This window comes from Aquimarina atlantica (genome assembly GCF_000626715.1).
Taxonomy (GTDB): domain Bacteria; phylum Bacteroidota; class Bacteroidia; order Flavobacteriales; family Flavobacteriaceae; genus Aquimarina; species Aquimarina atlantica.
In genome coordinates, this window is record NZ_AQRA01000003.1 from 490,667 (window position 1) to 516,486 (window position 25,820).

21 protein-coding genes are annotated in these 25,820 nt (G+C 33.1%); 13 read left to right on the top strand and 8 right to left on the bottom strand.

The features are described 5' to 3' along the window. The first annotated feature begins 12 nt into the window (after window positions 1-12). Window positions 13-1,005: a DUF6695 family protein gene (locus ATO12_RS08680; protein ID WP_034241274.1), complete on the top strand. Its 993-nt coding sequence runs from the start codon at window positions 13-15 to the stop codon at window positions 1,003-1,005. Here the strand turns inward: ATO12_RS08680 and apaG are convergent. From apaG to ATO12_RS08705, 4 genes are all read right to left on the bottom strand, one after another. Further along, window positions 998-1,384: a Co2+/Mg2+ efflux protein ApaG gene (apaG, locus tag ATO12_RS08685; protein ID WP_025664977.1), complete on the bottom strand. Its 387-nt coding sequence runs from the start codon at window positions 1,382-1,384 to the stop codon at window positions 998-1,000. The two genes, ATO12_RS08680 and apaG, sit on opposite strands and share 8 nt — an antisense overlap. Window position 1,385: 1 nt before the next feature. Further along, window positions 1,386-2,540, bottom strand: coding sequence for a DUF3667 domain-containing protein (locus ATO12_RS08690; protein ID WP_034241277.1), 1,155 nt, complete (start codon window positions 2,538-2,540; stop codon window positions 1,386-1,388). 179 nt (window positions 2,541-2,719) lie between these two features. Next, entirely contained in the window at window positions 2,720-6,622 is a 3,903-nt protein-coding gene (locus ATO12_RS24715; RefSeq protein WP_051575696.1) for a PQQ-dependent sugar dehydrogenase, read from the bottom strand. A 534-nt stretch (window positions 6,623-7,156) separates the two neighbouring features. Continuing rightward, window positions 7,157-8,425, bottom strand: a complete 1,269-nt coding sequence (locus tag ATO12_RS08705) for a type IX secretion system plug protein (RefSeq protein ID WP_081802009.1) — start codon at window positions 8,423-8,425, stop codon at window positions 7,157-7,159. A gap of 189 nt (window positions 8,426-8,614) precedes the next feature. Here ATO12_RS08705 and ATO12_RS08710 point away from each other — a divergent pair, with 189 nt between their 5' ends. From ATO12_RS08710 to ATO12_RS08755, 10 genes are all read left to right on the top strand, one after another. Next, window positions 8,615-9,970 (top strand): Na(+)-translocating NADH-quinone reductase subunit A, encoded by a 1,356-nt coding sequence (locus ATO12_RS08710; protein WP_034241282.1) that lies wholly within the window; start codon window positions 8,615-8,617, stop codon window positions 9,968-9,970. 4 nt (window positions 9,971-9,974) lie between these two features. Continuing rightward, window positions 9,975-11,201 (top strand): NADH:ubiquinone reductase (Na(+)-transporting) subunit B, encoded by a 1,227-nt coding sequence (locus tag ATO12_RS08715; protein WP_034241284.1) that lies wholly within the window; start codon window positions 9,975-9,977, stop codon window positions 11,199-11,201. A gap of 3 nt (window positions 11,202-11,204) precedes the next feature. Then, window positions 11,205-11,960 (top strand): Na(+)-translocating NADH-quinone reductase subunit C, encoded by a 756-nt coding sequence (locus tag ATO12_RS08720; RefSeq protein WP_034241285.1) that lies wholly within the window; start codon window positions 11,205-11,207, stop codon window positions 11,958-11,960. Window positions 11,961-11,963: 3 nt separating this feature from the next. Then, on the top strand, window positions 11,964-12,656 hold the full coding sequence (locus ATO12_RS08725) for an NADH:ubiquinone reductase (Na(+)-transporting) subunit D (protein WP_051476030.1): 693 nt from the start codon (window positions 11,964-11,966) through the stop codon (window positions 12,654-12,656). Between the two features lie 13 nt (window positions 12,657-12,669). Continuing rightward, a complete protein-coding gene (gene nqrE, locus ATO12_RS08730; protein ID WP_025664970.1) occupies window positions 12,670-13,386 on the top strand; it encodes an NADH:ubiquinone reductase (Na(+)-transporting) subunit E in 717 nt (238 codons plus the stop codon). Window positions 13,387-13,388: 2 nt separating this feature from the next. After that, window positions 13,389-14,699 carry an NADH:ubiquinone reductase (Na(+)-transporting) subunit F gene (nqrF, locus tag ATO12_RS08735; RefSeq protein WP_034241287.1) on the top strand — a complete coding sequence of 437 codons (1,311 nt, stop codon included), beginning with the start codon at window positions 13,389-13,391 and terminating at the stop codon, window positions 14,697-14,699. A gap of 198 nt (window positions 14,700-14,897) precedes the next feature. Then, entirely contained in the window at window positions 14,898-15,668 is a 771-nt protein-coding gene (locus ATO12_RS08740) for a LytR/AlgR family response regulator transcription factor (protein ID WP_034241289.1), read from the top strand. A 93-nt stretch (window positions 15,669-15,761) separates the two neighbouring features. After that, window positions 15,762-17,981: a DUF5916 domain-containing protein gene (locus ATO12_RS08745; protein ID WP_131248797.1), complete on the top strand. Its 2,220-nt coding sequence runs from the start codon at window positions 15,762-15,764 to the stop codon at window positions 17,979-17,981. A 103-nt stretch (window positions 17,982-18,084) separates the two neighbouring features. Continuing rightward, window positions 18,085-18,777, top strand: a complete 693-nt coding sequence (locus ATO12_RS08750; protein WP_131248798.1) for an NADase-type glycan-binding domain-containing protein — start codon at window positions 18,085-18,087, stop codon at window positions 18,775-18,777. 16 nt (window positions 18,778-18,793) lie between these two features. Continuing rightward, window positions 18,794-19,672: a DUF4846 domain-containing protein gene (locus tag ATO12_RS08755; RefSeq protein ID WP_034241294.1), complete on the top strand. Its 879-nt coding sequence runs from the start codon at window positions 18,794-18,796 to the stop codon at window positions 19,670-19,672. A 660-nt stretch (window positions 19,673-20,332) separates the two neighbouring features. On the opposite strand, the gene ATO12_RS08760 is transcribed toward ATO12_RS08755, so the two are convergent. The 3 genes from ATO12_RS08760 to ATO12_RS08770 form a co-directional block, all read right to left on the bottom strand. Further along, a complete protein-coding gene (locus tag ATO12_RS08760) occupies window positions 20,333-21,076 on the bottom strand; it encodes a LytR/AlgR family response regulator transcription factor (protein ID WP_034241296.1) in 744 nt (247 codons plus the stop codon). A 70-nt stretch (window positions 21,077-21,146) separates the two neighbouring features. Beyond that, on the bottom strand, window positions 21,147-22,874 hold the full coding sequence (locus ATO12_RS08765; RefSeq protein ID WP_081802010.1) for a tetratricopeptide repeat-containing sensor histidine kinase: 1,728 nt from the start codon (window positions 22,872-22,874) through the stop codon (window positions 21,147-21,149). 1 nt (window position 22,875) lies between these two features. Further along, window positions 22,876-23,370 (bottom strand): hypothetical protein, encoded by a 495-nt coding sequence (locus tag ATO12_RS08770; RefSeq protein ID WP_034241299.1) that lies wholly within the window; start codon window positions 23,368-23,370, stop codon window positions 22,876-22,878. A 270-nt stretch (window positions 23,371-23,640) separates the two neighbouring features. Between ATO12_RS08770 and ATO12_RS08775 the strand changes: the two genes are divergently transcribed. Together ATO12_RS08775 and ATO12_RS08780 are read left to right on the top strand one after the other, a co-directional pair. Next, a complete protein-coding gene (locus tag ATO12_RS08775) occupies window positions 23,641-24,018 on the top strand; it encodes a hypothetical protein (protein ID WP_034241300.1) in 378 nt (125 codons plus the stop codon). Window positions 24,019-24,022: 4 nt separating this feature from the next. After that, on the top strand, window positions 24,023-25,018 hold the full coding sequence (locus tag ATO12_RS08780; RefSeq protein ID WP_034241301.1) for an FAD:protein FMN transferase: 996 nt from the start codon (window positions 24,023-24,025) through the stop codon (window positions 25,016-25,018). 3 nt (window positions 25,019-25,021) lie between these two features. Here the strand turns inward: ATO12_RS08780 and ATO12_RS08785 are convergent, their stop codons facing one another. Next, window positions 25,022-25,789 (bottom strand): class I SAM-dependent methyltransferase, encoded by a 768-nt coding sequence (locus tag ATO12_RS08785; RefSeq protein ID WP_034241302.1) that lies wholly within the window; start codon window positions 25,787-25,789, stop codon window positions 25,022-25,024. Window positions 25,790-25,820 lie beyond the last annotated feature (31 nt).

Below are 25,820 nucleotides of genomic sequence, written 5' to 3' on the forward strand. Positions count from 1 at the left end.
ATTTATTCAACATTGAATTATACAGGTAAAATAATTTCACTTGCTTATCCTGATACATTTGTAAAACACTCAGATGAACCTTCGACCAAAGTACTGTTGGCACTGGGATTAGGAAAGCATAGTTATATTAAAGCCGGGCACGCTGCTTTTGTACTTATTGAAAATGAAACTGGTCGAGCTGAATATTATGATTTTGGAAGATATATTACTCCGCAAGGCTATGGCAGGGTAAGAAGTGCCGTTACCGATGTAGAATTGGTTATTCCGTTTAAAGCTATTATTACGCCTGAGAAAAAATTAGGTAATGTAGAGGAATTTTTACTTTGGTTAGAAGCAAATCCTGATAAAACACATGGTGATGGTCGATTGGTTGCATCGGTATGTGACTATATTTATTACAAAGAGGCAAGAGATTATGTGTTGTCTGTTCAAGAGAAAGGAAGTATTCCTTATAAAGCCTTTGGGAAAGAAGGAAGTAATTGTTCTCGAATTGTTACCGATACGATTTTGGCAAGTACAGATTATACTAAAATCAGAAAACCATTATTACGTAATAAATTGTTTACACCCAGCCCTCTGGGGAATGTAGAAAAAGCAGCTATTGGTAATCCGATTTATCAAGTAGAGCAAGGGAGGTTGAATGAGTATCCAGGATCTGTTTTTAAAGAAAATCTCACTAATTATTTTGATAAAAATATACCAGAAACCAAACATAATCATACTGTGAGCCCGAAAGGAATTTTGAAAGATGCTCATTTTCTTTCTGGGACGGGTAGTAGTGCGTATTTTGTATTAAACAAATCTTTAGAAAAAGATCTATTCGAGATTAGGAGGTATACCGAATGTGGTAAAGAAGATTTTAAAGGGCTTTTTGCTGTAGTAGAGGGGTGTTTTGATATATTGAAACACTATAACTTTGTGTATGATTCTAATTGTAAGTACTGTCATGTAGAGCAAGACGGAAACAAGATCAGGTTCGAATTGGTAAAAAGAATTATTAATTAAGTGCAAAAGGTGCGCTTAATTTGAAGCCTGGAATCATGACTTTAAATTTTCTGGTAGATGTAAAATTAACCATATTGTAATGCCCTTTCATTGCTCCAAAAGGAGAACTTAGTAAACAACCACTATTATATGTATGAGACTCGCCAGGTTTTAAAACTGGCTTTTTACCAATTACACCTTCACCTTCTACAATTTCAGTATTATTTAAGGCATCTTTGATTTCCCAGAAACGAGAAGTGAGTTGTACAGAGTCTTTACTTTGATTTTCTATCGTAATTCGATAACCAAAGGCAAAGTGAATCTTATAGTTCTTATAGAACGTACCTTCAAAAGTCGTATCCACCGAAATTTTTATTCCTCTGGTAATTTGCTGTACCATATCAAAATATAAACACAGATCCTATTATTGTTAATACAGAACCGATTCCTGCTAAGATAAAAAATAATACATTCACAAGCATAAATTTAACAATTGTTTTGATTCTTCCTTGGTTATAAAATTTTCTCATAGCTTTATATAGGTAAAATAAGAAAACCAGCATTGCGATTCCAAAAAGAGCATTAATGTTGGTGATTTTGGCAATCAAAATTGAAAAACCTATGATGATAAAAAACATGGTTTGAGTGTGAAATATGAATACAAGATGCTCCATATAGTTAAAAGGCCTTCTTATATATATGAGCCAAATGCTTAACGCAAAAAAGGGAAGAAAGAAGAATATGATGAAAGGCAATTTGTTAAATATAAACTCAAAGAATTCTTGTCCATAGTTTTCTTCTATCGATTTGGTTTTTAGAACTCTATGGTAGATATATTTGTTAAATTGATTTCTTTCATGTTTTAGTTCTGATAAAGCTCTATAGGTAGATTTCTCTTCTGTTTTATCATAATAATCTTCATACATCGACCATAGTTTAAAGCCTCTTTTAAAAAAACCAATACTATCAATCTGTTCTTGAGAATAATAGGTGACTTCTTTTGGTTTGGTTAGGCTGTCATTTAGTAAAGGAAGTCCCTCTATTTTTGAAATTCCTTCACTAATCTCTTTTTTGTCAGATTCAGAAATACCGTTAGTTGCTAATATTTGATCATTAAGTTTCTGCTTTAATGAATCATCCATTTTGATGCTTTTTTTGATTTCGGTAATAGCATCTTTTCCAACATTGACTTTGCCTTCAACTTCTGTTCTAAAACCATCAAAATCAATAAATAAACCGTTAATGATAAAAAAGATGATAGAGACACTAAGGTAAAAACGAAATGGATTTGCGTATTTTACTCTTTTACCTTGGGTATATTCTTTAGAGATTTTTCCAGGCTTAAAAAGTAATGCAATAATAGTATGTCTTAAGCGAGAATCATAAGAAAAGATACTGGCAAAAAACTCACTAAAAAAATCGTTAAGCGATAACCTTTTACTGGTATTAATTTGTCCACAATTATGGCAATATCGATCAATAACATCTAGTGGCACACCACAGTTAAGACATTCGCTACCGCGATACTCTTTTAAGAATCTTCCCGTATCTTTCATTTTTGGTTGATAGTAGTTTTCTTACGAGGCTAAAAGTACTGATATTTTATTGTAACATAAAAGTTCTTAGTTTTTATCACCTCTTTATATATGAGACTATATGAAGAAGATGGTTTAAAAAAATAAATAATCCCTTAAATTTTAAGGGATTATTTATTTTTTTAAACCTTTGATTTTTTTTATTTTAAAATAAGCTTTTTAGTTATAGTTTTAGTATCTGATTTAACCGATACAAAGTACATTCCAGATGGTAAATTGTTGAGTTCTATTTCATTTGCAGACATTTTACCGTGTCTTACAGTTTGACCTGCTTTATTAACGATTCTGTATGTAGATCCATTAAAATTGTTCATTTTGATGATGATAAAATCTTTTGCAGGAACTGGGTGAATAACAATGTCGGAGCTTTCTAAATCTGTTTTTACATCTGTATTAAAGTTATGCATTGCAGTACTACCCACACAGAAGTTTTTAGTATCTACAGAAGTAAATGATCCACCAGAAGCCAGTACTGCACCAGATGCACTATTGGTTAGTTCATAAGAACCGTTACCAACACTGCAGCAAATACCATCACCGTACGAATCTTTAAATACTAAGGTATAACATCCTGCATCCAGAGTTTTGGTTATATTAAGAGTAGAACCATCAGGTTGAGAAGGATATGTTCCTCCAGAATGTACTACTTGGTTGTTACTATCTTTAATCTCCCAGCTTGTTTCTTCAGGGTAGTTATCAAACGTAATACGCAGTTTTACATCATACGTAGCAGATGCTCCTGCAGTAGTTACATTAAGCGTATTACTAGCTGCAGATTCGTTTCCAGCCGCATCTTTAGCTTTTACCGTAAACTGGTATGCTGTATTAGCGGTTAATCCAGTAATATTTCTTGTAGTTGCAGTTACCGATCCAAGATTAGTAGATCCTTGATATACATCATATCCAGTTACACCAACATTATCGGTAGCAGCATTCCATGACAGGGTAAGGGTTGTTTGTGCCACATTAGAAGCTGCTAATCCAGTTGGAGCAGAAGGAGCTTGAGTATCGCCACCAGTTGATCCCCCGATCACTACTGTGTAATCTTCTACTTCACCATAATTAAATGATTCACAAGGACCAGGAATAGTATTGTATCTCATAGATACTCTCATTCTTGTACTTCCGTCTTTTGCACTAGAAGGTACAGTAAAGCTACCACTTACTGGTGTTGTTTGTGAAGCCGCATTAGTCCATACTTGTTCTCCTGTATCGGCAAAATCTCCATCTTGATTATAATCGATCCATACACTATATCCTTCATTGTATTTGGTTCCGGTCCAAGTAGGAGTAATGGTAATGGTATTGGCATTTCCTTTAGAAAGGTTAGTAGATTCAGCAGTAAAATCGCTGTATCCACCACTTGCTCCTGTTGATGTTTTATCGATAGTTCCTAATTTCACATTACTGATGTATTCATCGGCTACACTTTGGCCATTAGAATCACAGTAGTTAAGTTGTACATCTGTAGTTGTAAAGTTTACAGAAGCACTATAATTAGAAGTTGTTCCATCGGCACATTTACTTCTTACCTGTACTTCATAAGTAGTAGATGGGTTTAATCCAGAAATTACTTTAGAGGTTCCGTTTTCGGCAGAAGTTGTCCAGTTGTTTGTTCCTGTTTGTCTGTAGCGAAGGTCATAGGTTGCACTGGCTATAGCAGTCCATCCTATAGTAGCAGTGTTTGATCCCACAGCCGAAGAAGATACTCCAGTAGGCACTGTTGCTGTACAAGAAGTATCTGATGAGTTGCTCCATGAGGCAGTGTTTTTGGCATTTACGGCTCCTGCTTTAGAAAAATTACCTCCCACAAATATATCTTTTTTATCTGCAGAGAATGCAATGGAGTTTATAGTGATATCTACGCCAACATTAGTATTTGTTCCCAAAGCTTTCCATCCAGTATTGTCGCTCCATTGTGCAATGTTGTTTACGATCTTGTTGGTGTTCCCCTCTGAGGCTGTAGTAAAAGCCCCGGCAGCATATAAATGAGTTCCGTCATGAAGTAATGAACGAACATTATTGCTAACTCCATTACCTAGTTTTGACCAGCTTTTGGATGCAATGTTCCATTTGGCAATTCTATTTACGGTTGTATTTCCTGCAAGAGCAAAATTCCCACCAATATAGACAGCAGTTGAGGTAGTTGTTATAGCTTCAACAAAACCGCTAGTTCCATCTCCCAATGTTCCCCAATTAGATCCGTTCCATGTTGCAATTCGTTTGGCTGTATTACCTCCGGCTTCATCAAAATTACCTCCAGCATATAGAGTTCCATCGCTCCCTATTGCTAAGGATCTAATTTCATTATTAGTTCCTGATTTTTGATTTGTTACATCTTTTAAGGCAGACCATTGACTACCATCCCATTTAGCAATATTTCTTACGGTAGTTCCATTAATGGTTTTAAATACCCCACCAACAAAAACATTATTGTTGTTATCTATTTCTATTGCGGCAACTGTCCCGTCAATTCCAGCACCTAAAGCTGACCATTGTGACCCATTCCATACTGCAATGTTATTGGCATTAATTCCGCCAATTTCAGTAAAAACTCCACCTGCATAAAGATTTCCGTTTGGAGCAATTTTTAATGTGTTAATACTACCATTTGCTCCACTACCCAAAGCAGACCAACCAGTATTTTTATTCCATACAGCAATATTATTTGCATTTATGTTTCCTGCTTTATTAAAATCACCTCCGTGGTATATATTTCCATTAGAATCTGATGTTATTGCTTGCACAACCCCATTAATTCCTTGGTTTAAAGAGGTCCAAGATCCGATTCCATTTACCGAGGTACCGGGAGGTGAGGTATTTCCATCAACAAGTTTGTATATTTTGGCGTTGTTTCCATAACTACTAAAATATAATTCTCCTTCTGTATCCCTGCCAAAAGAAGAGATGTATAATCCATTGGTTTTAAATAATAATTCACTAGAAGCATTACCTGTAGAGGGGTTATAATTTAATGCCCAAACTCTACCACTTACATAATCACCAAAAATATATTTTGAATTGATATCAGGGTTTAGACTAGTAATTTTAGAGCCTCTATAGACATAACCTCCAGTAATTGATACATCTCCTTGGTTTTGACTATAATTGAATACAGGAGATTCTACGGGACCTGAGATGATTACATTGTTATTGGCTACAGAGGTACCTTCAAATCTACTCCATCCATAATTTTTACCATTTTTGATAATATTAATTTCTTCAAATGCATTTTGTCCTACATCTGCTCCCCACATTCTTCCTGTAGGTTTATCAAAAGAAAATTTCCAGGTATTTCTAATCCCATAAGCATAGATTTCATCTAAACCATCGGTTCCTACAAATGGATTGTTGCTTGGAATTTCATAATTACCATTTGGTAAAATTGGGTTGCTTTCTACAGGATTATTTCCATCAAGATCGACATCAATACGGCAAATACTACCAAATACAGTGTTTTTGTTTTGTGCGTTGAGTTTAGGATCATTTGCTCCACCACCATCTCCAAAAGAGATGTAGAGATAAGAATCTGGGCCAAACCCTATTTTTCCTCCATTATGGTTGCTGTTGTCTTGATTTTTGTCAAACTGGAAGAGTACGAGTTCGCTATTAGGGTCTGCAAGATTAGGATTGTCTGCTCTAACTGAAAAACGAGATAGTACCATTCGTGTAGAGATTCCAGAAACAGGACTGTCTTTAGTATAGTACACATAAAAATAGCCGTTACTATTATAATTAGGGTGAAAAGCAAGGCCTAAAAGCCCTAACTCTTGACCATTAGAGAATTGAACACGATCTGTAATGTTGAGAAAAGTTTTTACTTGTGAAGAAGTTACATTTTCATTTTTCGGAAATACTTTGATTTGACCCTTTTGCTCTACAATAAACATTCGATCTGTTCCACTATTTATACATTGGATTTCTACAGGAAATTCAAAGTCAATGTTTGGAAAAATAGATTTGTAAGTAATTTGTGAATGAGTATAATCGCAGATAAATAGCAAGATTATAATAAATAGATGAGTTTTGAGTGAAGTTTTCATTATAGGTTGTTTTAAGAGAGTTATAATGATATAAACAATAAAATCAGTTTTTTTATTGTTTGAATTGGTTGAGATACATTTAGTTAGCCTTATAAAATTAATGTTCGACCAAAGAATTAGTATGCGTAGTAGTGAAATCTGTAGGAGATAAGGGTTAAAGTATGTTATACCATTTGTATTTTTTCTGATTAGTTGTTTAGTGGACCACTATTGTTTTTAACCCGAATTATGCACTAGAACTTCGTTATGAAGCTCTAAAGTGCAATAAAATATAAAGTTTTATCAAATTCAACATAGCACCGCTACGGTTAATTTGAGAAACATAATAAAGTGATATATTTTGAAGCAGTTTGGAGCTGTAGTAGATTTTCTAATGCATAATTCGGGTTTAATCGTCTTATAGGAAATGAGATATAGCGTTGATGAATCTTTTAGAAAAAAAATAGAGTTTATAGGCGAATTGACTTAGTGATATAGCTGATTTCTTTTGGTATTATAAAATAAAAAGAATCTAAAAAATGAATGTACTTAATGTTAATTTGTAATATTAGCCGAGTTTCCTGTTCCTTTTCCGATAACCCTATCGTAGCGTGCTCCGGGAGCTCTGTAATAAGGTAATACAGTATACTCATTTTCAGTTTCATCAAAATTACCGCTAATAAAACCTGGATCTATAGTTCCGTCTGGTCTTAAGAGAACATATTTGTAATTATAAAATCCCTGTTTAAAAATACTTTTATTGTAGTACCTGCCACTTTCTTTATCGTATTGAAGCAATGTTGATTCATCTAGAGTATAGTTGTTAAAATTACCATAGATATGAATTTCTCCCCCTTCTAGAGGTTCATAACATTCTAGCGAAAAGTGCATCCAAACATAATCTGCTTCTACATTATTATTTTCGGCATCCAGGTTTCTAATAACAAAATTACCATTGATATCAGGGTTATATGTATATCTTCGATTGGCTCTAACTCGATTAGAGTATAGGTAGTTGTGATAGATATCTTTTAGTTCTATGCTTCGTGTGCTTACTGTAGATGCTCTGATGTCTTTACTGTCAAAAAATAAAAATTCATTTCCTCCCCAAAAACTAGATTCCTGGTCATATTTGTATACTAGACTATTAGCAATAGTGAATTGAGGAACCAAATTAGTAATTGCATTTTTGAGATCGTTATTTTGCATCACCAAAGTTTTTACAGTTTGTCGAGGATTTCTTAAAATTTCGTTTGGTGAGTTTATTTCGAACTGTACAGATTGTTTGGTGTCTATATGTTTAAGATCTCTAGATCTTTTGGTGTATACTTTTACCGATGTTAAGGGTTCATAAACAATAAACTTTCTCGAGAATACAACTTCATCATCATCATTGTATATTTCTATAAGGTAGTTTCCGCTTACTTTAAGCCTTCTGGTATCTTCGTTTGGAATGCTTAAGGTATAATGACTATACATTTGTAATGTATTAAAAGAATTCTCATAGTTTACAATCCTAATTTCATCAAAACCGTCCAGAAATTCATTTTTATATAAGGAAGAAGGTGTCCAATCAAAGTTATAATGACTTATTCTGTAATAATAATCAGATTCATCTCCATTAATATCATCAAAAGTGATTCTAAAAGGATCTCCGAGTTTAAGTATAGGTATTCCAGAGAATTCTGCGCCCGTAAGCAGTTGGATTGTTTTAATGTGATTGGCAGTATTGGTTTCACTTACAGCTGATTGACTATAAAAGGTATAAGGAGCAACAATATGCATTAGTAGGAGTAGAAGAGATGATTTAAATCTTTGTGACATCATATAAAGAATTGTGGGTATAAATATAAGCAAAATGTGTGCCTAAAGAATAAAGAGTGTTTTTTTGAGTCGCAGATCATTATTTAGAAACATTATAAATAAAATCTTATAACAAAACCAGCTTTCACTTACGTGTTTTAATTAGTAAATTTGCACGATTTTTTTAGTTAATTAACATAGACTACAAATATGTCAAAAGACATTCGTATCAGAAAAGGCTTAGACATTAAGCTTGTTGGCGAAGCAGAAAAAGTTACTGTAGATGCCATAAGAAGTAATGTTTACGCAATTAGGCCTGACGATTTTCACGGTATAGTACCAAAGGTTGTTGCTAAACAAGGTACAGAGGTTAAAGCCGGCGAACCACTTTTTTATTCAAAATCTAATGAAAAAATGCTTTTTCCTTCTCCTGTTAGCGGAGAAGTAATAGAGATTGTACGTGGTGCCAAAAGAAAGATTTTAGCTTTTAAGATTCTTGGAGACAAGGAACAAAAATATGCAGACTTTGGTGTAAAGGATGTAAATTCTATGAGTGGGGATGATATTAAATCCCACCTTTTAGCATCAGGTTGCTGGCCATTTATTAAACAGCGCCCCTATGATGTAATTGCTAATCCCGATGTAGCTCCAAAAGCTATTTTTATTTCGGGATATACGACTGCTCCTTTGGCAGCAGATAGTGATTATGTATTAGAAGGGAAAGAAAAAGAACTTCAAACTGCGGTTACTGCATTAAGCAAACTAACCGAAGGTAAAGTACATATTTCTGTTGGTAAAAAAGGAAATTCACCACTATCTGGTCTAGAGAATAGTACAATTCATAATGTTTCGGGACCTCATCCTGCAGGAAATGTGAGTGTACAAATTGCCAAAATAGATCCTATTAATAAAGGGGAAGCAGTTTGGGTAGTAAATCCACAAGACCTGGTCGTTATTGGAGAATTGTTATTAACTGGAAAATTTAATGCAGAAAGAACAATAGCTTTGGCTGGTTCGTCGGTCAAAACTCCTAAATATTTTAAAACTAAGATTGGAGCTGAGGTGTCATCAGTAGTATATGCTTCTGGAGTACATGATGAAGGAAATATTAGAGTGATTAGTGGAGATGTACTTACTGGAGAAAATGTAAAACCAGATGGTTACCTTGGATATTATCATAATAGCATAACAGTTATTCCCGAAGGAGACGATTATGAACTTTTTGGATGGAATAAACCTATTTTCAATAAGATTTCACCTTCTAGAGCACTTACTTTTTCCTGGTTGTTTCCTAATAAAAAGTATGAGCTTACTACCAATACAAATGGTGAACACAGAGCTTTTGTAGTTACAGGAAATTATGAAAATGTATTTCCACTAGATATTTATCCGCTACAATTACTTAAAGCATGTGTGGTAAATGACTTAGATGCAATGGAACAATTAGGAATGTATGAGGTAGCTCCAGAAGATTTTGCTCTTACAGAGTTTATATGTGTTTCTAAACAACCACATCAACAAATTATAAGAGAAGGGTTAGACCTAATGTTAAAAGAAATAGGATAGTGCTATGGGATTAAAAGATAAATTACATAAACTAAAACTTAAGTATAAAGACAAAAAGATTGCCCCTGCATTTAATGCAATCCATACGTTTTTATATTTACCAAATGAGACTACACATTCCGGTGCTCATGTTCGTGGTGCAGATGATTTGAAACGTACCATGAATACTGTAATCATGGCTTTAATACCATGTTTGATATTTGGAATGTTTAATGCTGGATATCAGCATCACTTAGCAGCAGGAGAAATAGAAGCCGTAACTAATGGTTTTTTTAGTTCAGGGTTTTGGTCTTTAGATAACCTTACCGTAGGATTATGGAAAGTATTACCACTGGTAATTATTTCTTATGGGGTAGGACTTGCAGTAGAAATTTTGTTTGCGGTTATTAAAAAGCATGAAGTAGAAGAAGGATACCTTGTAACAGGGATGTTGGTTCCTTTAATTGTACCTGTGGATACTCCATTATGGATGTTAGCCGTTGCAGTTATTTTTGGAGTTGTAATAGGTAAAGAAGTATTTGGAGGAACAGGGATGAATATCCTAAACCCAGCCCTTACTATTAGAGCATTCTTATTTTTTGCTTATCCAACATGGATGTCGGGTGATAAGGTATGGGTACATGGAGCTGTAGAAAGAGCAAACGAAATAGCAGGAGGAGCAGAACTTGATGCAATGTCGGGAGAAACTGTTCTAGGGGCTTTAGCTCAAGGAAAAGAACTTACCTATTCAGTTTCAGATATGTTTTTAGGATTTATACCAGGTTCGGTAGGAGAAACCTCTGCAATATTAATTTTATTGGCAGGGTTATTCTTAATCTTTACAAAGATCGGAAGCTGGAGAATTATGGTAAGTGCTGTATTAGGTGCTTTGGTAATGGGATTAATCTTTAATGGAGTGGTAAGCGCAGAATGGATTAATGAAGGAAGTAAGTTTTATAGTCTAATGAGTACAGAATTCTGGCATCATTTAATTATTGGAGGATTTGCTTTCGGAGTTGTTTTTATGGCAACTGATCCGGTAACAGCATCGCAAACCAATAAAGGAAAATGGATCTATGGATTCCTTATCGGATTTATCTCAATACTTATTCGAGTATTTAATCCAGCGTATCCAGAAGGAGTGATGCTAGCTATTTTATTAATGAATGTATTTGCTCCAACTATTGATCACTATGTGGTTCAAGGAAATATCAAGAAAAGAATGAAACGTTTAAAACTAAAAACGGCGTAGATCATGGCAATTAATACAGATAAAAATTCATATACAATCCTATTTGCCATTGCAATGGTGGTTGTGGTTGGTTCTTTATTAGCATTTACAGCATCTTCATTAAAAGGAAGAATAGATGCTAATAAACGTACAGAAAAACAGCAGAATATTCTATTTGCTATGGGAGTTGCAGATACCGAAGACCCTAATGAGTTTGTACCTGCAGAAAAAGCTCAGGAATTATTTGATAAGTATGTAGGTAATGAACAATATATTATTACTGGTAGTACAGCTCAAAAAACAGATAATGCATTTGATATTGAAGTAAAAAAGGAAAATGATAAAGTAAAGCAGGATCCTAATTACGAAAGAAAAATGCCTCTGTTTATAGGTAAAAAAGATGGCCAGGAATATTACGTGGTTCCGATGAGAGGTAATGGATTATGGGATGCAATTTGGGGATATGTTTCTTTGGATAAGGAATTTAAAACCGTTAAAGGAGCATTCTTTGATCATAAAGGAGAAACACCAGGACTAGGAGCTAATATTAAAGAAGCATATTTTAGAGATGATTTTATAGGAGAAAGTATTTTAGATGCATCAGGAAACTATAAAGGAATTACTGTGAAAAAAGGAAATGCAGACCCTAAAAATGAAGATAAAAGTGATAATGAAGTAGATGCCATGGCAGGAGCAACAATAACAGGAGATGGTGTTACGGCAATGGTAAAGAAGGGAATAAAGATGTATCAACCTTATTTCGAAACTTTAAAAAAATAACAAATGGCTGAAGTAACAGAAGAAAAAGTTAAAGTAAAAGAGCCTAAAGAGCCTTTGTTTTCAAAGAAAAACAAGAAATTACTAACAGACCCTCTTGCCGATAATAACCCAATTACTATCCAGGTATTAGGAATATGTTCTGCTTTGGCGATTACTGCACAATTGAAACCTTCAATTGTAATGGCAATTTCGGTAATCTTTGTATTAGGAATAGGTAATGTGGTTATTTCTTTGATGAGAAATATCATCCCTTCAAAAATTAGAATTATTGTTCAGCTAGTAGTAGTGGCAGCTTTGGTGATTATAGTAGATCAAGTCCTTAAAGCATTTGCCTATACTTTAAGTAAAGAGCTGTCTGTATTTATAGGATTGATTATTACCAATTGTATTATTATGGGACGTTTTGAAGCATTTGCTTTGGGTAACGGTCCCTGGAAATCTTTTCTTGACGGAATTGGTAATGCAGCCGGTTATGGAGTACTATTGATTATAGTTGCTTTCTTTAGAGAGTTGTTAGGATCAGGTACCTTATTTGGCGCTAAAGTATTAGGAGATCCTATAGAAAAAACAGGGTTGTATGCTTTGGGATATGAAAATAATGGATTTATGGTATTGGCTCCAATGGCATTAATTACAGTAGGAATCATCATCTGGATTCAAAGAAGTAGAAATAAAGCATTAATAGAAGATCATTAAAATAAAAGGAGACATGGAATATTTAGAATTATTTTTAAAATCGATCTTCATAGATAATATGGTATTCGCATTCTTCTTAGGAATGTGTTCATACCTAGCTGTATCTAAAAAAGTATCTACTGCGGTAGGACTGGGTGCTGCAGTGATATTTGTATTAGCTATTACAGTACCGTTAAACTTTTTATTAGATAAATACATTCTTAGAGAAGGTGCTCTAGTATGGTTAGGACCAGAATATGCTGATTATGACTTAAGTTTCTTAACCTTTATATTGTTTATTGCTACGATTGCAACTATGGTGCAATTGGTAGAAATAATAGTTGAGAAATTTTCACCATCATTATATAATTCTCTGGGTATATTTTTGCCATTAATAGCGGTGAACTGTGCAATCCTTGGGGGATCATTATTTATGCAGCAAAAAGAATTTGCAACAATTTCTCATGCAGCTGTATATGGTATAGGATCTGGTATAGGATGGTTTTTAGCTATTCTTGCTATTGCAGCAATTCGTGAAAAAATCAGATACTCTAATGTACCAGCTCCTTTACGAGGCCTAGGGATTACATTTATCCTTACAGGGTTAATGGCAATTGGTTTTATGAGTTTCGGAGGAATGCTAACAGGAGGAGATGAAGAAGAGAAGAAAGAACCTAAGGCTGTTCAGGTTGAAAAAAAAGAGACTACAAAAGAAGTAGCCGAAAATACTAACGTTACAATACTTAAATAATTATGATATTTTTAGCATCTACCGTTGGAACAATAGCGATAACCATTATTTCATTTTTGGTTCTTATCCTGGTGTTGGTAGGAATTTTAATATTCGCAAAAGATAAGTTATTACCATCTGGACCGGTAAAAATAACTATTAATGGTGAAAAGGAGGTTGAAGTAGCTTCAGGAGGTACTTTATTATCTACTCTTGGTAATCAAAAAATATTTTTACCTTCTGCTTGTGGTGGTGGTGGAACTTGTATCCAGTGCGAATGCCATGTGTTATCAGGAGGAGGAGAAGCATTGCCTACAGAAACTCCGCATTTCTCTCGTAAAGAACTACAACATGGAGCACGTTTGGCTTGCCAGGTAAAGGTAAAGCAAGACATGAATATCGAAATCCCTGAAGAAGTCTTTGGAATCAAGAAATGGGAAGCCGAGGTTGTACGTAATTATAATGTAGCGTCTTTTATCAAAGAATTTGTAGTTCGTATTCCAGAAGATATGGGGTATAAAGCAGGAGGGTATATTCAGATAGAAATTCCACAATGTGAGATTAAATATTCTGATATAGATATCACTGCTCATCCAGAAGAACATGAAACTCCAGATAAATTTCAGGCAGAATGGGATAAATTTGGTTTATGGCCATTAGTGATGAAGAATGATGAAACTGTAGAACGTGCTTATTCTATGGCTTCTTATCCTGCAGAAGGAAGAGACATTATGCTTAATGTACGTATTGCTACCCCACCATGGGATCGATCTAAAAATGGATGGATGGATGTTAATCCGGGAGTAGCATCTTCTTATATATTTTCTAGAAAACCGGGAGATAAGGTAATTATTTCTGGACCTTATGGAGAATTCTTTATTAATGATTCTGAGGCAGAGATGCTTTATGTTGGTGGAGGAGCAGGTATGGCACCAATGCGATCTCACTTATACCATTTATTCAAAACTTTAGAGACCGGTCGTACTGTTACATATTGGTATGGTGGTCGTTCTAAACGTGAATTGTTTTATTTAGATCATTTTTATGATCTTGAAAAGAAATTCCCGAATTTTAAATTCTTCCTGGCGTTATCAGAACCATTAGAAGAAGATAACTGGAAAGTGAAAAAAGATATAAATGATACCGAAGGTGATGGATTCGTAGGATTTATTCATAACTGTGTAATCGATAACTATCTAAATCATCATGAAGCTCCAGAAGATATAGAACTATATTTCTGTGGACCGCCGTTAATGAATAAGGCAGTACAGAAAATGGGAGAAGATTTTGGTATTCCAGACGAACATATTAGATTCGATGACTTTGGAGGATAAAAATAATTTTTCAGATATAGTATAAATAAGAAACCGATACTTTTAAGTATCGGTTTTTTTATAGAAATACATAACATCTCCTGTCAAAAACGGGTATATGTATACTTATACTCCTCGATAGCAAAAGATAATTTTAACCTTTTGTTGAATTATGATACTCAGATTATTAATATTTTTATACACTAAATATCTGTTATAATGAGGTCAAGGATTACTTTAATTTCGGCTTTTTCAATAGTAAACCTGCTGATAGGTAGGTTATTTCAGGAAAGCCTGCAAATTATTTGTTTTTCAGAACTTATTGCCGTTGCAGTTTCCAGCTTTATATTTTGGAACCTGGCCATGCCTCAAATCAAACGTGCTATTCGATATTGGAATGTATTTACAACTCCTAAGCATATATTGGCCCATAGTGGCATGGCGATTTTTACAAGTGTTTTAAATATAGTAATAAGCCAGGCTTTGATTTTGTTTCTGATGCTTTATGTATATCAATGTACTTCGCCAAGCTTCAGTTTTATTAATGCAAGCTTAACCAATAATATAGCCGTAAATCTTCTGTGTTATTTTTCATTGGTATTTTATAGTATGCATAGAAATCTTAAAAACGATACTCCTGGAGAAAGTAATATGCCAACAGCGTCTAAGTCGAATACTAACTTTGTAAGCTTAACTTACGGAAATACAAAAAAGATTATTTCTACCGAGGACATAAAATTTATAGAGGCATCTAATAACTGTATAATATTTAATACTAATGAAGGTAAATTTGTTAGATATCAAAGCCTGAAAGCATTTTTAAACGAGTATAATGGCGCTGATTTTAAACGAGTACATCGGTCATATGCCGTAAACATTAAGTATATTAACTGTATTCAGAAAAATAAAAATGGAGATGGTGTTATTACGCTTACAGATAATAAAACAATTAAACTTAGTAGAACGTATAGATCATCGTTGGTGATGTAGTTAACTCCTCTTTTTACCCTTTTATCGCCTCATATTACCCCTTTTCTTTTTTAAAACTAACATGCATATCAGATGTTTGTTAAAAAAACAAGCATGATAAGAATTGCATTACTATGCTGTAGCATTTTATACTGCTCATATTTTTTTGGACAGGAAAATACAGAAATCATAATCAAAAAAACGAATAGTAAAATTATATTAGACGGATATGTTAATGATGAAGAATGGAAAGGAAATCATACTTTTTTATTTCATGAGTTTAGACCAAATTGGAATCAAGGGGACAGCTTAACTACAGTACAACTAACTTTTGATGACAGTTTTATATATTTAGGAATACATGCTAAAGAACCAGAACCAGATAAAATAATTAGTAGAAATTTACTTAGAGATGGATGGTATGGAGACGATTTTATTGCTTTTGGAATAGACCCTAATCGAACCAAGAAGAATGCTTTGGTATTTAGTATATATCCTTCGGGTAGTCGGTATGATATGGCTATCTCTAATGATGGAATTCCTTTGGGAGACTCTACATTTAATCCATCGTATGATATGATATGGGAAGGAAAAACTCAAATAACAGAAGAAGGATGGTCTGCAGAGTATAGGATTCCTATTTCAAATTTGAGATTTATAAGAAAAGAAAATCAAATAAAAGCAGGAATATCTGTAGTTAGAACACAAAATCACCATAACAGAAAAGTAAGAACATTACCATTGCCACCACAAAATATCCCGAATGCTACAGAAACACCATCATTGTATCAACCCATAGTTTTTGATAGCCTACATCCCAGAAAACAATTGCAAATAACTCCTTATGCATTGGGTTCTGTTGGGAGTTCTTACCATTTTGATGGTAATGAGTATCAAAAACAAAATGATAATAGTATAGAAGCAGGTGTTGATGTGCGATATGGCATTACACCAAAACTTACTTTAGATGTTAGTATTAATACAGACTTTGCTCAAGTAGAAATTGATGATCAAATCGTTAATATTAATAATAGAGTAAATATTTTTTTACCAGAAAAACGAAGATTTTTTCAAGAACAAGCAGGGTTGTTTGATTTTAATGCAGGTGTTCTTTCGCAATTGTTTTATAGCAGAACTATCGGTATCAATAAAGGAAGGCTAACTCCAATAATTGGAGGAGTACGATTAACGGGGCAGGTTAGAAATGCTGATGTTGGACTTCTTTCATTACAAACAGAAGGAGTGAATTTGGGTGCTGATGGCAGTATATCATCAGAAAATTTTAGCGTATTGCGATTTAGGAATAAAGTGTTTAATGATAAGTCGTTTGTAGGGTTTATGGCTACCAATCGTTGGAGGAAGGATTATTTTAATACAGCAATAGGTTTTGATGGCGTGTTTAGCTTACCCAAAAGCTTATATTTTATTCCATCGGTATCGACTACTATCGAGAAAAATGCTAATAAATATGATTTAGCAGAGAATACCAGAGTTTCATTAGTATTAGATAAACGTAAGCAAGATGGATTGTTTTATAGAGCGGCATATGAGTTTTCTGGTAAGCAATATAATCCGGGAATGGGGTTTTTGTTACGAGAAAAACACCATAATTTTTATGGAAGTTTGAATTATGGAAATTACAATAGTGATAAAAATGAAGCTTTATTTCAGTATACAAGATGGACTCTGATGAATTCGGATTTATATTATACCACAGATTTTTCAAGAATTATTACATGGTATAATAGAAGTTTTTGGACAGGGAGATTGTTTAACGGAGATAGTTTTACTGTTTTTGGACAATTACAATATGAAGATTTAGAACAACCTATACGTTTCACAAATACACTCGAAGCTGCTATTGGAGATTATATGTTTTATTATTTTGGAGCTTCCTACTCACCAGGAAACCGACGTAATATTCAATTTCCTGTCGCTATAGAATACGGTACGTTTTATGAAGGAACCAACTTGAAATTAGAAATCAAACCAACTCTAAATTTTGGAAAACATTTTAATATTGAATCTTCCTGGAAAGCTAATCATATCGTATTTGATAAACAAAACACAGAAGAATGGATACATGTTATACAGACAAAACTTAATTGGGCATACAACCTTCACCTTTCGGGAAGTATAATAGGCCAATACAATTCGGTTTCTGATCAATTTCTTACAAGTGCTCGATTGCGCTACAATGTTAAGGATGGTCATGATATATATCTGGTTTATAATCAGGATTATAACATAGACAGGCAGTTAGCAACTCCAAATTTACCAGAATACAATAATCAGATATTTACCATAAAATATTTGTATACCTTTTTTAAATAAATTATTTCACTGTAAATAGGTATAAGCAATTATACTGGTTTTTTTATTTTTGAGAATAAATGAGTATGATTGCTGCTTTTTGCCAGAATATATGTTAAAACAGATGAATGTAATTATAGGAATTCAGTGGATTATTTTATTAATTTCTTCACCATTGTTTTCCCAAAACATAAAAATATCCAGAGATTCTTTGGTTAATATCGTTGAATTTGATGGAGCTTTTTATAATAAATATACCTTAAAACGCTTGATCGTTGATAGTTGTAAAGTTTCCAGCGTTTTACGAAATAAAAGCCAGGATTATTCTAAAAACAACCTTATAGATGACAATGATCGTACAGCGTGGGTAGAAGGTCTTTCAGATTCAGGTATAGGAGAAAAAATTAGGATTACTTTTAAGGACAAGAATGCTTTACCTTATGTAATTAGAATAGTTCCAGGGTATTTGAAATCTGAAGAAATTTGGTATAACAATAATAGAGTTGCTAAGATTACTATCAGAACTATAGGGATAGAGGTAGATTCGGAATATATAATTGATGAATGGAAAAATGTAAATTTCAGAAAAGATTCTTTGTCTAAAGTATCGATTTCTCCACAATATATTGATATCAGTCAAAACTATATCCAGCATATGGGATATAACGATTTTATGGCCATTGAATTTGAAATTATGGAAGTTGATACTATTGGAGCAATATATGATGATACGTGTATTTCAGAAATAAGTTTTTATGAAATTGATAAACTAATTAAAACCTATTCTCCTGATGAATATGAAAAAATAAAGAATTAACGCTAAATTTAATTTTATGAAAAGATATCTGTTACCTCTTATTTTGATAGTTGCCTTGGTTTTGGTAGTAACGAATACATCAAAAGGAAAAATGGTGACTAATCATGTAAAAGGTATCGTTAAAGATGTAGTTACAAAACCAAATTATATTAATAGTAAAGGAGATTCAATTTCTAGCCGGGTTAGTATTCCTGAAGGGTATAAGAGAACAGAATATAGGTCAGGCTCTTTTCAGGAATACCTACGTCATTATCCCTTAAAACCTTATGGTAGCAAGATTATAAATTACGATGACAGCGAATATTTTGCACAGCATTGGCGCGAAGCAATTCTAGAAGTCCCTGTTCCATCAAATGGATTACAACAATGTGCAGATGCATTGATGAGAATTCGATCAGAATATTTGTGGGAGCAAAACAGAAAAGATGAAATTGGGTTTAATTTTACCTCGGGTCATTATTGTTCGTGGCGTAAATATGCACAAGGATATCGCCCAAAAATAAACGGCAACAAAGTAACATTTCATAAAACGGCTTCCCCCAATGGTTCTAAAGCTAATTTTTATAAATATTTAAATCTTATATACACCTATGCAGGAACTCTATCTATGCATAACGAACTACAAAAAGTACTGGTAAAAGATATACGAATTGGTGATATGCTTGTAAAACCTGGTTCTCCCGGCCATATTGAAATCATAGTAGACGAAATCATAAATGATCAAGGAGATAAGATGTACCTTTTGGCTCAGGGAAATACACCAGCTCAGAATGTATGCCTGCTAAAAAATTTTGAAGATACTACCATCTCCCCATGGTATAGGTTTGACGAAAACCAACCTGTATATACACCGAGTTATTATTTTGAAAAAGCACAGTTTATTAGATTTAAGTAAATGTTTCAATGTAAATATATTTGATGCTGAAGTTTTTATTAGACCTCACAGGTTTTTAAAACCTGTGAGGTCTTGAAGATGCTTAATGATATGAACATTGAAGTAAGAGTAATTATTGGGATTACGTACTTAAAAAATTACTCTTTTTGCTCTATACCTCAAAATAAGATGTAACTACAGGCTATACTTAATATCTAATCGAGCTACAGGCTTTTGTTTTTCGTCTAAAGTAAAAAATGTTATTGTTCTTACGAGCATATTCAAATTAGAAATAGTATCATACCCAATTTAGATACACTTATGCTTTAGTTTTTAACGCTTATGACATTCCTTTTAAGAGGTAGCGTAAATCTGATTAATTTTACTGTGGAAATGATAATGAAACCCGATTTGATAACCAATTAAAAGTGTACAAAGAAGGAAGTAGTAGTGTGAAAATGAATTATAAAGATTGGTTTTGCTATTATAGCATGAATAGAATTTGTGTTTAGTTAAATAAAATTGAAACGTTCATACATTTAGTTTTTATAGAAAATATGCTGCTTCTTCCGATGGTGAAATGGGGGTTTACCATTATGGCAGGAGCAGCCATATTTACTAAAAGTATAGTGTATTCTCTTATTAGGTGATAATTGTATATGTTTTAATAATACGAAGCACTTAGTTTAATATATCATTATCCTTTATAAATAAAGCTTTATAGCGTTCGCTAAATGGGATTTTGGCATCGTTCTCTAATATGATAAGATTGTCTTCAAAGTAGATTTCTTTAATTTTTTTAATATTGACCAAAAAATTACGATGCACTTGTGTAAAATCTGGATTCGATAATAGCTCTTTTACTTTTATTAAGGACAGTTTAATCAAAAAATTACCTTCTTTACTTATTAGGTTACAATATTTTTCTTTCACCTCAATATAATGAATTGATTCTATAGCTAATTTCATAACACTTTTATTCTTTTTTACAAAAATATAAGTAGGACTCAATACTGCATTTTCTGAGTTAAAACTTAGTGTATTAGATTGTTTATAGTGCTTTTCGATAGCAAGCTCTATAGAAAATATAAGCTCTAAGGTATTATAAGGTTTAAGCAAATAGGTTGCTGGTTGTGTGAGTTTAGCCAGATCAAAAAAATGTTTACTCTGTGTACTGGTCAAAAATAAAAAAGGAATATTGAGTTGTTGCTCATTAATCTGTTGTGCCAAAACAATACCATCTGGTTTCCCATCTATCATAATATCCAAAATGATCATATCAAAAAAATGATCCTGTATTTTTCTTTCAGCATCTTGTATCGTTGAGGCTCTTGTAACTTCAAAATTATGATCGCTCAAAAATTCTGAAATTTCTTTAGCTTCTTCATCTTCGTCTTCTAATACTAATAATCTTAATGTTTTCATCTATATGCATTTCATAAACCACATCGGTAATGGTTTTGGTGTATTAAGTGCTTATTACAGGCTTTTATAGCTAATCAATTCCTTTGGGTAATACAATCTTGATGGTTGTTCCTTTACCGGGTTCACTATCAAATAGTATTTGCCCATTGTTTTTTTTGATAAGTGTATGGCATAATAGCAACCCAAGACCTACTCCCTTAGACCGATCAATTTTATCGGTGGTAATGTCATGTAATGAGTTGATTTTTGCTAAAATCTCTGGTGGAATACCAGCACCCGTATCTTTAATTTCAATATAACATTTATCTGTAGCATGGTTGCCAGAGGTTATCGTGATCTTTCCTTTGTTTTTGGTGTATTTAATAGCATTATCAAGAATATTACGAAGTACAATTTTTAGGGATTCTTTATCAACTGTAGCCAAAATAGAGGCATCTAAAGTGGTGTTGAGTATAATGTCTTTGGTTGTTGCCAAATACTCATAATCACTTATAACATGTTCAAGAATGGGTTTTAAAGGATATGTTTCGGGTTCAAAAAATAATTGTTCACTTTGCTCTAATGACCAGTGCAGTACATTGTTTAATAAATGACTGGTAGATTCTGTTAAGGTAATTGCAGTGTCCGTAGTTTTTTTGATTCCCAATAAATCTTTTTCGGCTATGTGATCCAGCAATTTTTCATGTTGTCGTTTTAGTGCATTAACAGGAGATCGTAAATCATGCGAGACTACAGAAAATAGATAGTCTTTGGTTGTGTTTGCGATATCTAATTGCTCTTTCTGTTCTGTAATCAATTTCTTTTTACCTATTAACAATTTGTAAAAATACCCCAGAATACCAATAAACAAAAGTAAAAGCGAGCTGCCTATAATCAGACCGTTACGTTGGGTTTTTTGCCGTTTTATCTTTTCATCCTGCAACTGTATTTCCTGCTCCTTTTGTGCAATGGCAAGTTGCTTATCTTTTTCGGTAAGCTCCCAGATTTTATCCCTGTTCCAGATAGAATCTTTCCATTTCCCGTATTCTATATAGTAAGCGACACTTTCTTGATACCGTTTTCTGTTTTTTTCTACTACAGCCATGTTTTTGGCTGTATTTTGTTTTAGTTCGATATCATGAAATAAAGTAGCCAATCGATAGGATTCTTTAAATAAGGCAATAGCTTCCTCATCTCTATATTGACTATAATAGGCATTAGCAAGCTCCATTTTGGTGACAATCACAAAAAAAGTATCCTTTTCTTTGATTAAGGCGAGCTCTTTAGAAAAATATTTCTCAGTAGTATCAAATTCTTTTTTATGAAGATATGAAACACCCAGATTGTGATATGCTGTTTTCAAAAAAACTTCATCTTTAGTTCCTATATGTTGATCTAGCCATTTTTTATAATACTGTATAGATTGATCATAATTTTCTAAAACCAAATGTATTTCTCCAAGTTTATGATTTTTAAGCCCTGAAAATTTAAAATCTTCAGAAATGCTGTTCATATTCTGGAGTGCCTTGGTATACAGCTTTTTCTTAATTGCACTTACACCCTGGATATAATGTAGAATATCTTGTTGTTCTTGGTTTTTAACTATTTCTAATGCTCTACCAGCATAGATATAACAAGAATCCCGTTTACGACTGCGATGAAAATCTACTGCTTTACAAAAATCAGTAGTAACCACCTTTTCTTTACAGTATTGATCCATATGATCATAAAACAAGCCTATTTGACCAGTTTTTTGAGATTGACTATACGTACTAGTATAACCAAAGAGTATGCACCATATAATAAGCCATTTAGACATTTTATTCTTCTGTTGATACAGGAGTAGTCACCGTACCCCTATCGGTTTCAGGATCTAGATTTTTATCATGTACTACAATAGCTTCTACACTCTGTGTTCTTAGAGATGTGATTTTATAATCTATCTGAATATGGTACATATCAAATTCTGAAGGTATAGGATCTGTGGAATCATATACAATATTAAAATCTCGTGACACAACTAAGCCATTTTCAGTATGTATACTGGTCTTTACATCTGTAACGCCATTGTAATTAAAAAATATAGTTTTTTCGTCATTTAAAAACAAACCACTACTGGTGTTTTTTAAAGGATCTAGTTTAACGGGTAAAAACGAAATAATATTAACAATATAATGCCTTTCTCCTTTGGGATTGGCATATATATTAGCTAAAGATTGTTGTGGGACTTCTGCCAGGGGAATAGGTTGAGTATTTATTTTGTTACAAAAATTAATTACGAAATCTAATCCGGCCAAAGTAATTTTATTTTCCATAGGGTATGTTTATAAGGTTATTACGTTAAAAAGGTTAAGAATTTTAATACACTAAAAAAGATAATTCTATAGACTTTTTCAGAACTGTCAAATTATCACATTAAACATACAATAATTTCTCTGAATGCATAAAATAATGGTTATATTTTATACTATTATTTATGAAGAACTGTATAGAAATGGTTTAGACTTTTTGATGTAAGACAAAAAATAAAGAAGAGCTCGGGATAATTCTAAATTATGTTTCCAAAATAATATCTTTGCAACGCTATGACCAGAATACTTACTAAACAAGAATTACATAACCTGGCAATGAATATTGTAGGTGAAGAATTAGAAAAAAAAGGCTTCGAATTTATTGCAATTAATAGCACTTTGGGAAAACATCCTCAGTTTGTGTGTATTGATAAATCTAATCAAAGATATTTCGTACTTGTTAAAGCAGTTTCGTATCCAGATAATCCTCATAATTATGATATCATTTGGATGGAGTCGTTTAAAAAACATGCTATAGAACAAGAAGCAAAAGTGTTCTACGCTGGTGTTGGTTTACAAAATTCTGAAAACCCAAATAAACCATTACTTTTAAATGAAGAATATATTTTGGAATATGCAGGGCTACAAATCATTGAAACTCATCTAAACTAAAATTATGATTCGAAAAATAGGGGTAGTTGTAATAATAGGACTGTTTTTTTCGTGTAAAAAAGAACCTAAATTACATCTTAATTACACTAATGGAAAAGCTTTTGGAACCACGTTTTCGGTACAGTTCATAGATAATAAAGAGTACGATTTTTCAAAATCATATGATAGTTTGATCAATGTGATCAATAGATCAATGTCTACTTATATCAAGGATTCTGATATATCCAGGATAAACTCAGGAGATACTACTGTAGTGATCGATGAACATTTTGCGAAAGTGTTTGATGCTTCTAAAAAGATACATAAGGCAACAAATGGAGCTTTTGATCCTACAATTGGGATTTTGGTAAATGCATGGGATTTTGGGCCAGAAGGAAAAATAGCCTTTTTAGATAGCCTTAAAATAGATAGTTTACTGCTTTCGGTTGGTTTACACAAAGTAACACTGAAAGGAGATAGAATCGTAAAAGATGCCCCTAAAACATATATCGATTTTAATGCATTGGCAAAAGGGTATGGAGTGGATGTTTTTGCTGAATTTTTTGAAAGTAAAGGGTTTAATAATTACTTGGTTGAGATAGGAGGAGAGATTAGAGGTAAAGGAAGTAATGTAATTAAACAAAAACCCTGGAGAATAGGAGTAGAAGATCCTAACTTTGATGACACACAATCGTATAGCAAAGTGATTTCGTTACATGATGAAGCTATGGCAACTTCTGGTGGATATAGAAAGTATAAAATCGATGAAAACGGAGAGCGATATATTCATATTTTGAATGCTAAAACGGGATATCCATTAAAATCAAACCTTCTGGCAGTTTCTATTATTGCCAATACCTGTATGGAAGCAGATGCATATGCAACGGCATTAATGTCGATGGGATTAGAAGGTTCAAAAAAGTTCTTAGAAACACATCAGGAACTTAAAGCATTCTTTATTTATGAAGATCAAAATAAAGAATTAAAAACACTATCTGTAAATGGCTTTCCCGAAAAATAAGTATTAAGACTTATAACAAACAGGAAGGATTTCTCCAGGAGCAAGACAGTATTTTGTGACGCATTCTTTTGATAGAATATTGGTGTAGTCTACTTCATCGACTTTAAAACCAATCGACCTTAATTTTTCGAAATAATCCCTGCCATAAACCCTTACATGATCATATTGGCCAAATATTCTGGCCCGTTCTTGTGGATCTGTAATGCTATCATCTTCAAAAGTTGTGTCTCTATTTAGATCCTGAGGGATTTGTAGAATAGCCATTCCGCCTGGTTTTAAGACCCTGAAAATTTCTTGCATTGCTGCAGTATCATCGGGGATATGTTCTAACACATGATTACAAAAAATAATGTCATACTCGCTATCTGCAAAAGGTAAATTGCAGATATCTGCTTTTACATCGGCTAACGGAGAATTAAGATCAGTAGTAGTATAATCAAGGTGTTTTAAATTTCTAAATCTTTTATAGAATGCCTGCTCGGGAGCAAAATGCAATACTTTTGCGGGAGTAGTAAAAAATTCGGTTTCATGAGTTAGAAATAACCAGAGTAATCTATGACGTTCTAAAGATAGAGTCGAAGGAGACAATACATTGTCTCTTTGTTTACCATATCCGTATGGCAAAAAACGAGAAAAACTTTTGCCATCGATTGGATCAGTATATGTGTCTCCTCGTAACCATAATGATAGTATGGGACGCACCATATAACTCAATCGAATCAATAGCGGTCTGGGGATAGTATTAAGTATGAATTTAAATAGTTTTTTCATTTTGAAAAGCCTAAGCAAAGCAAACTTTGAG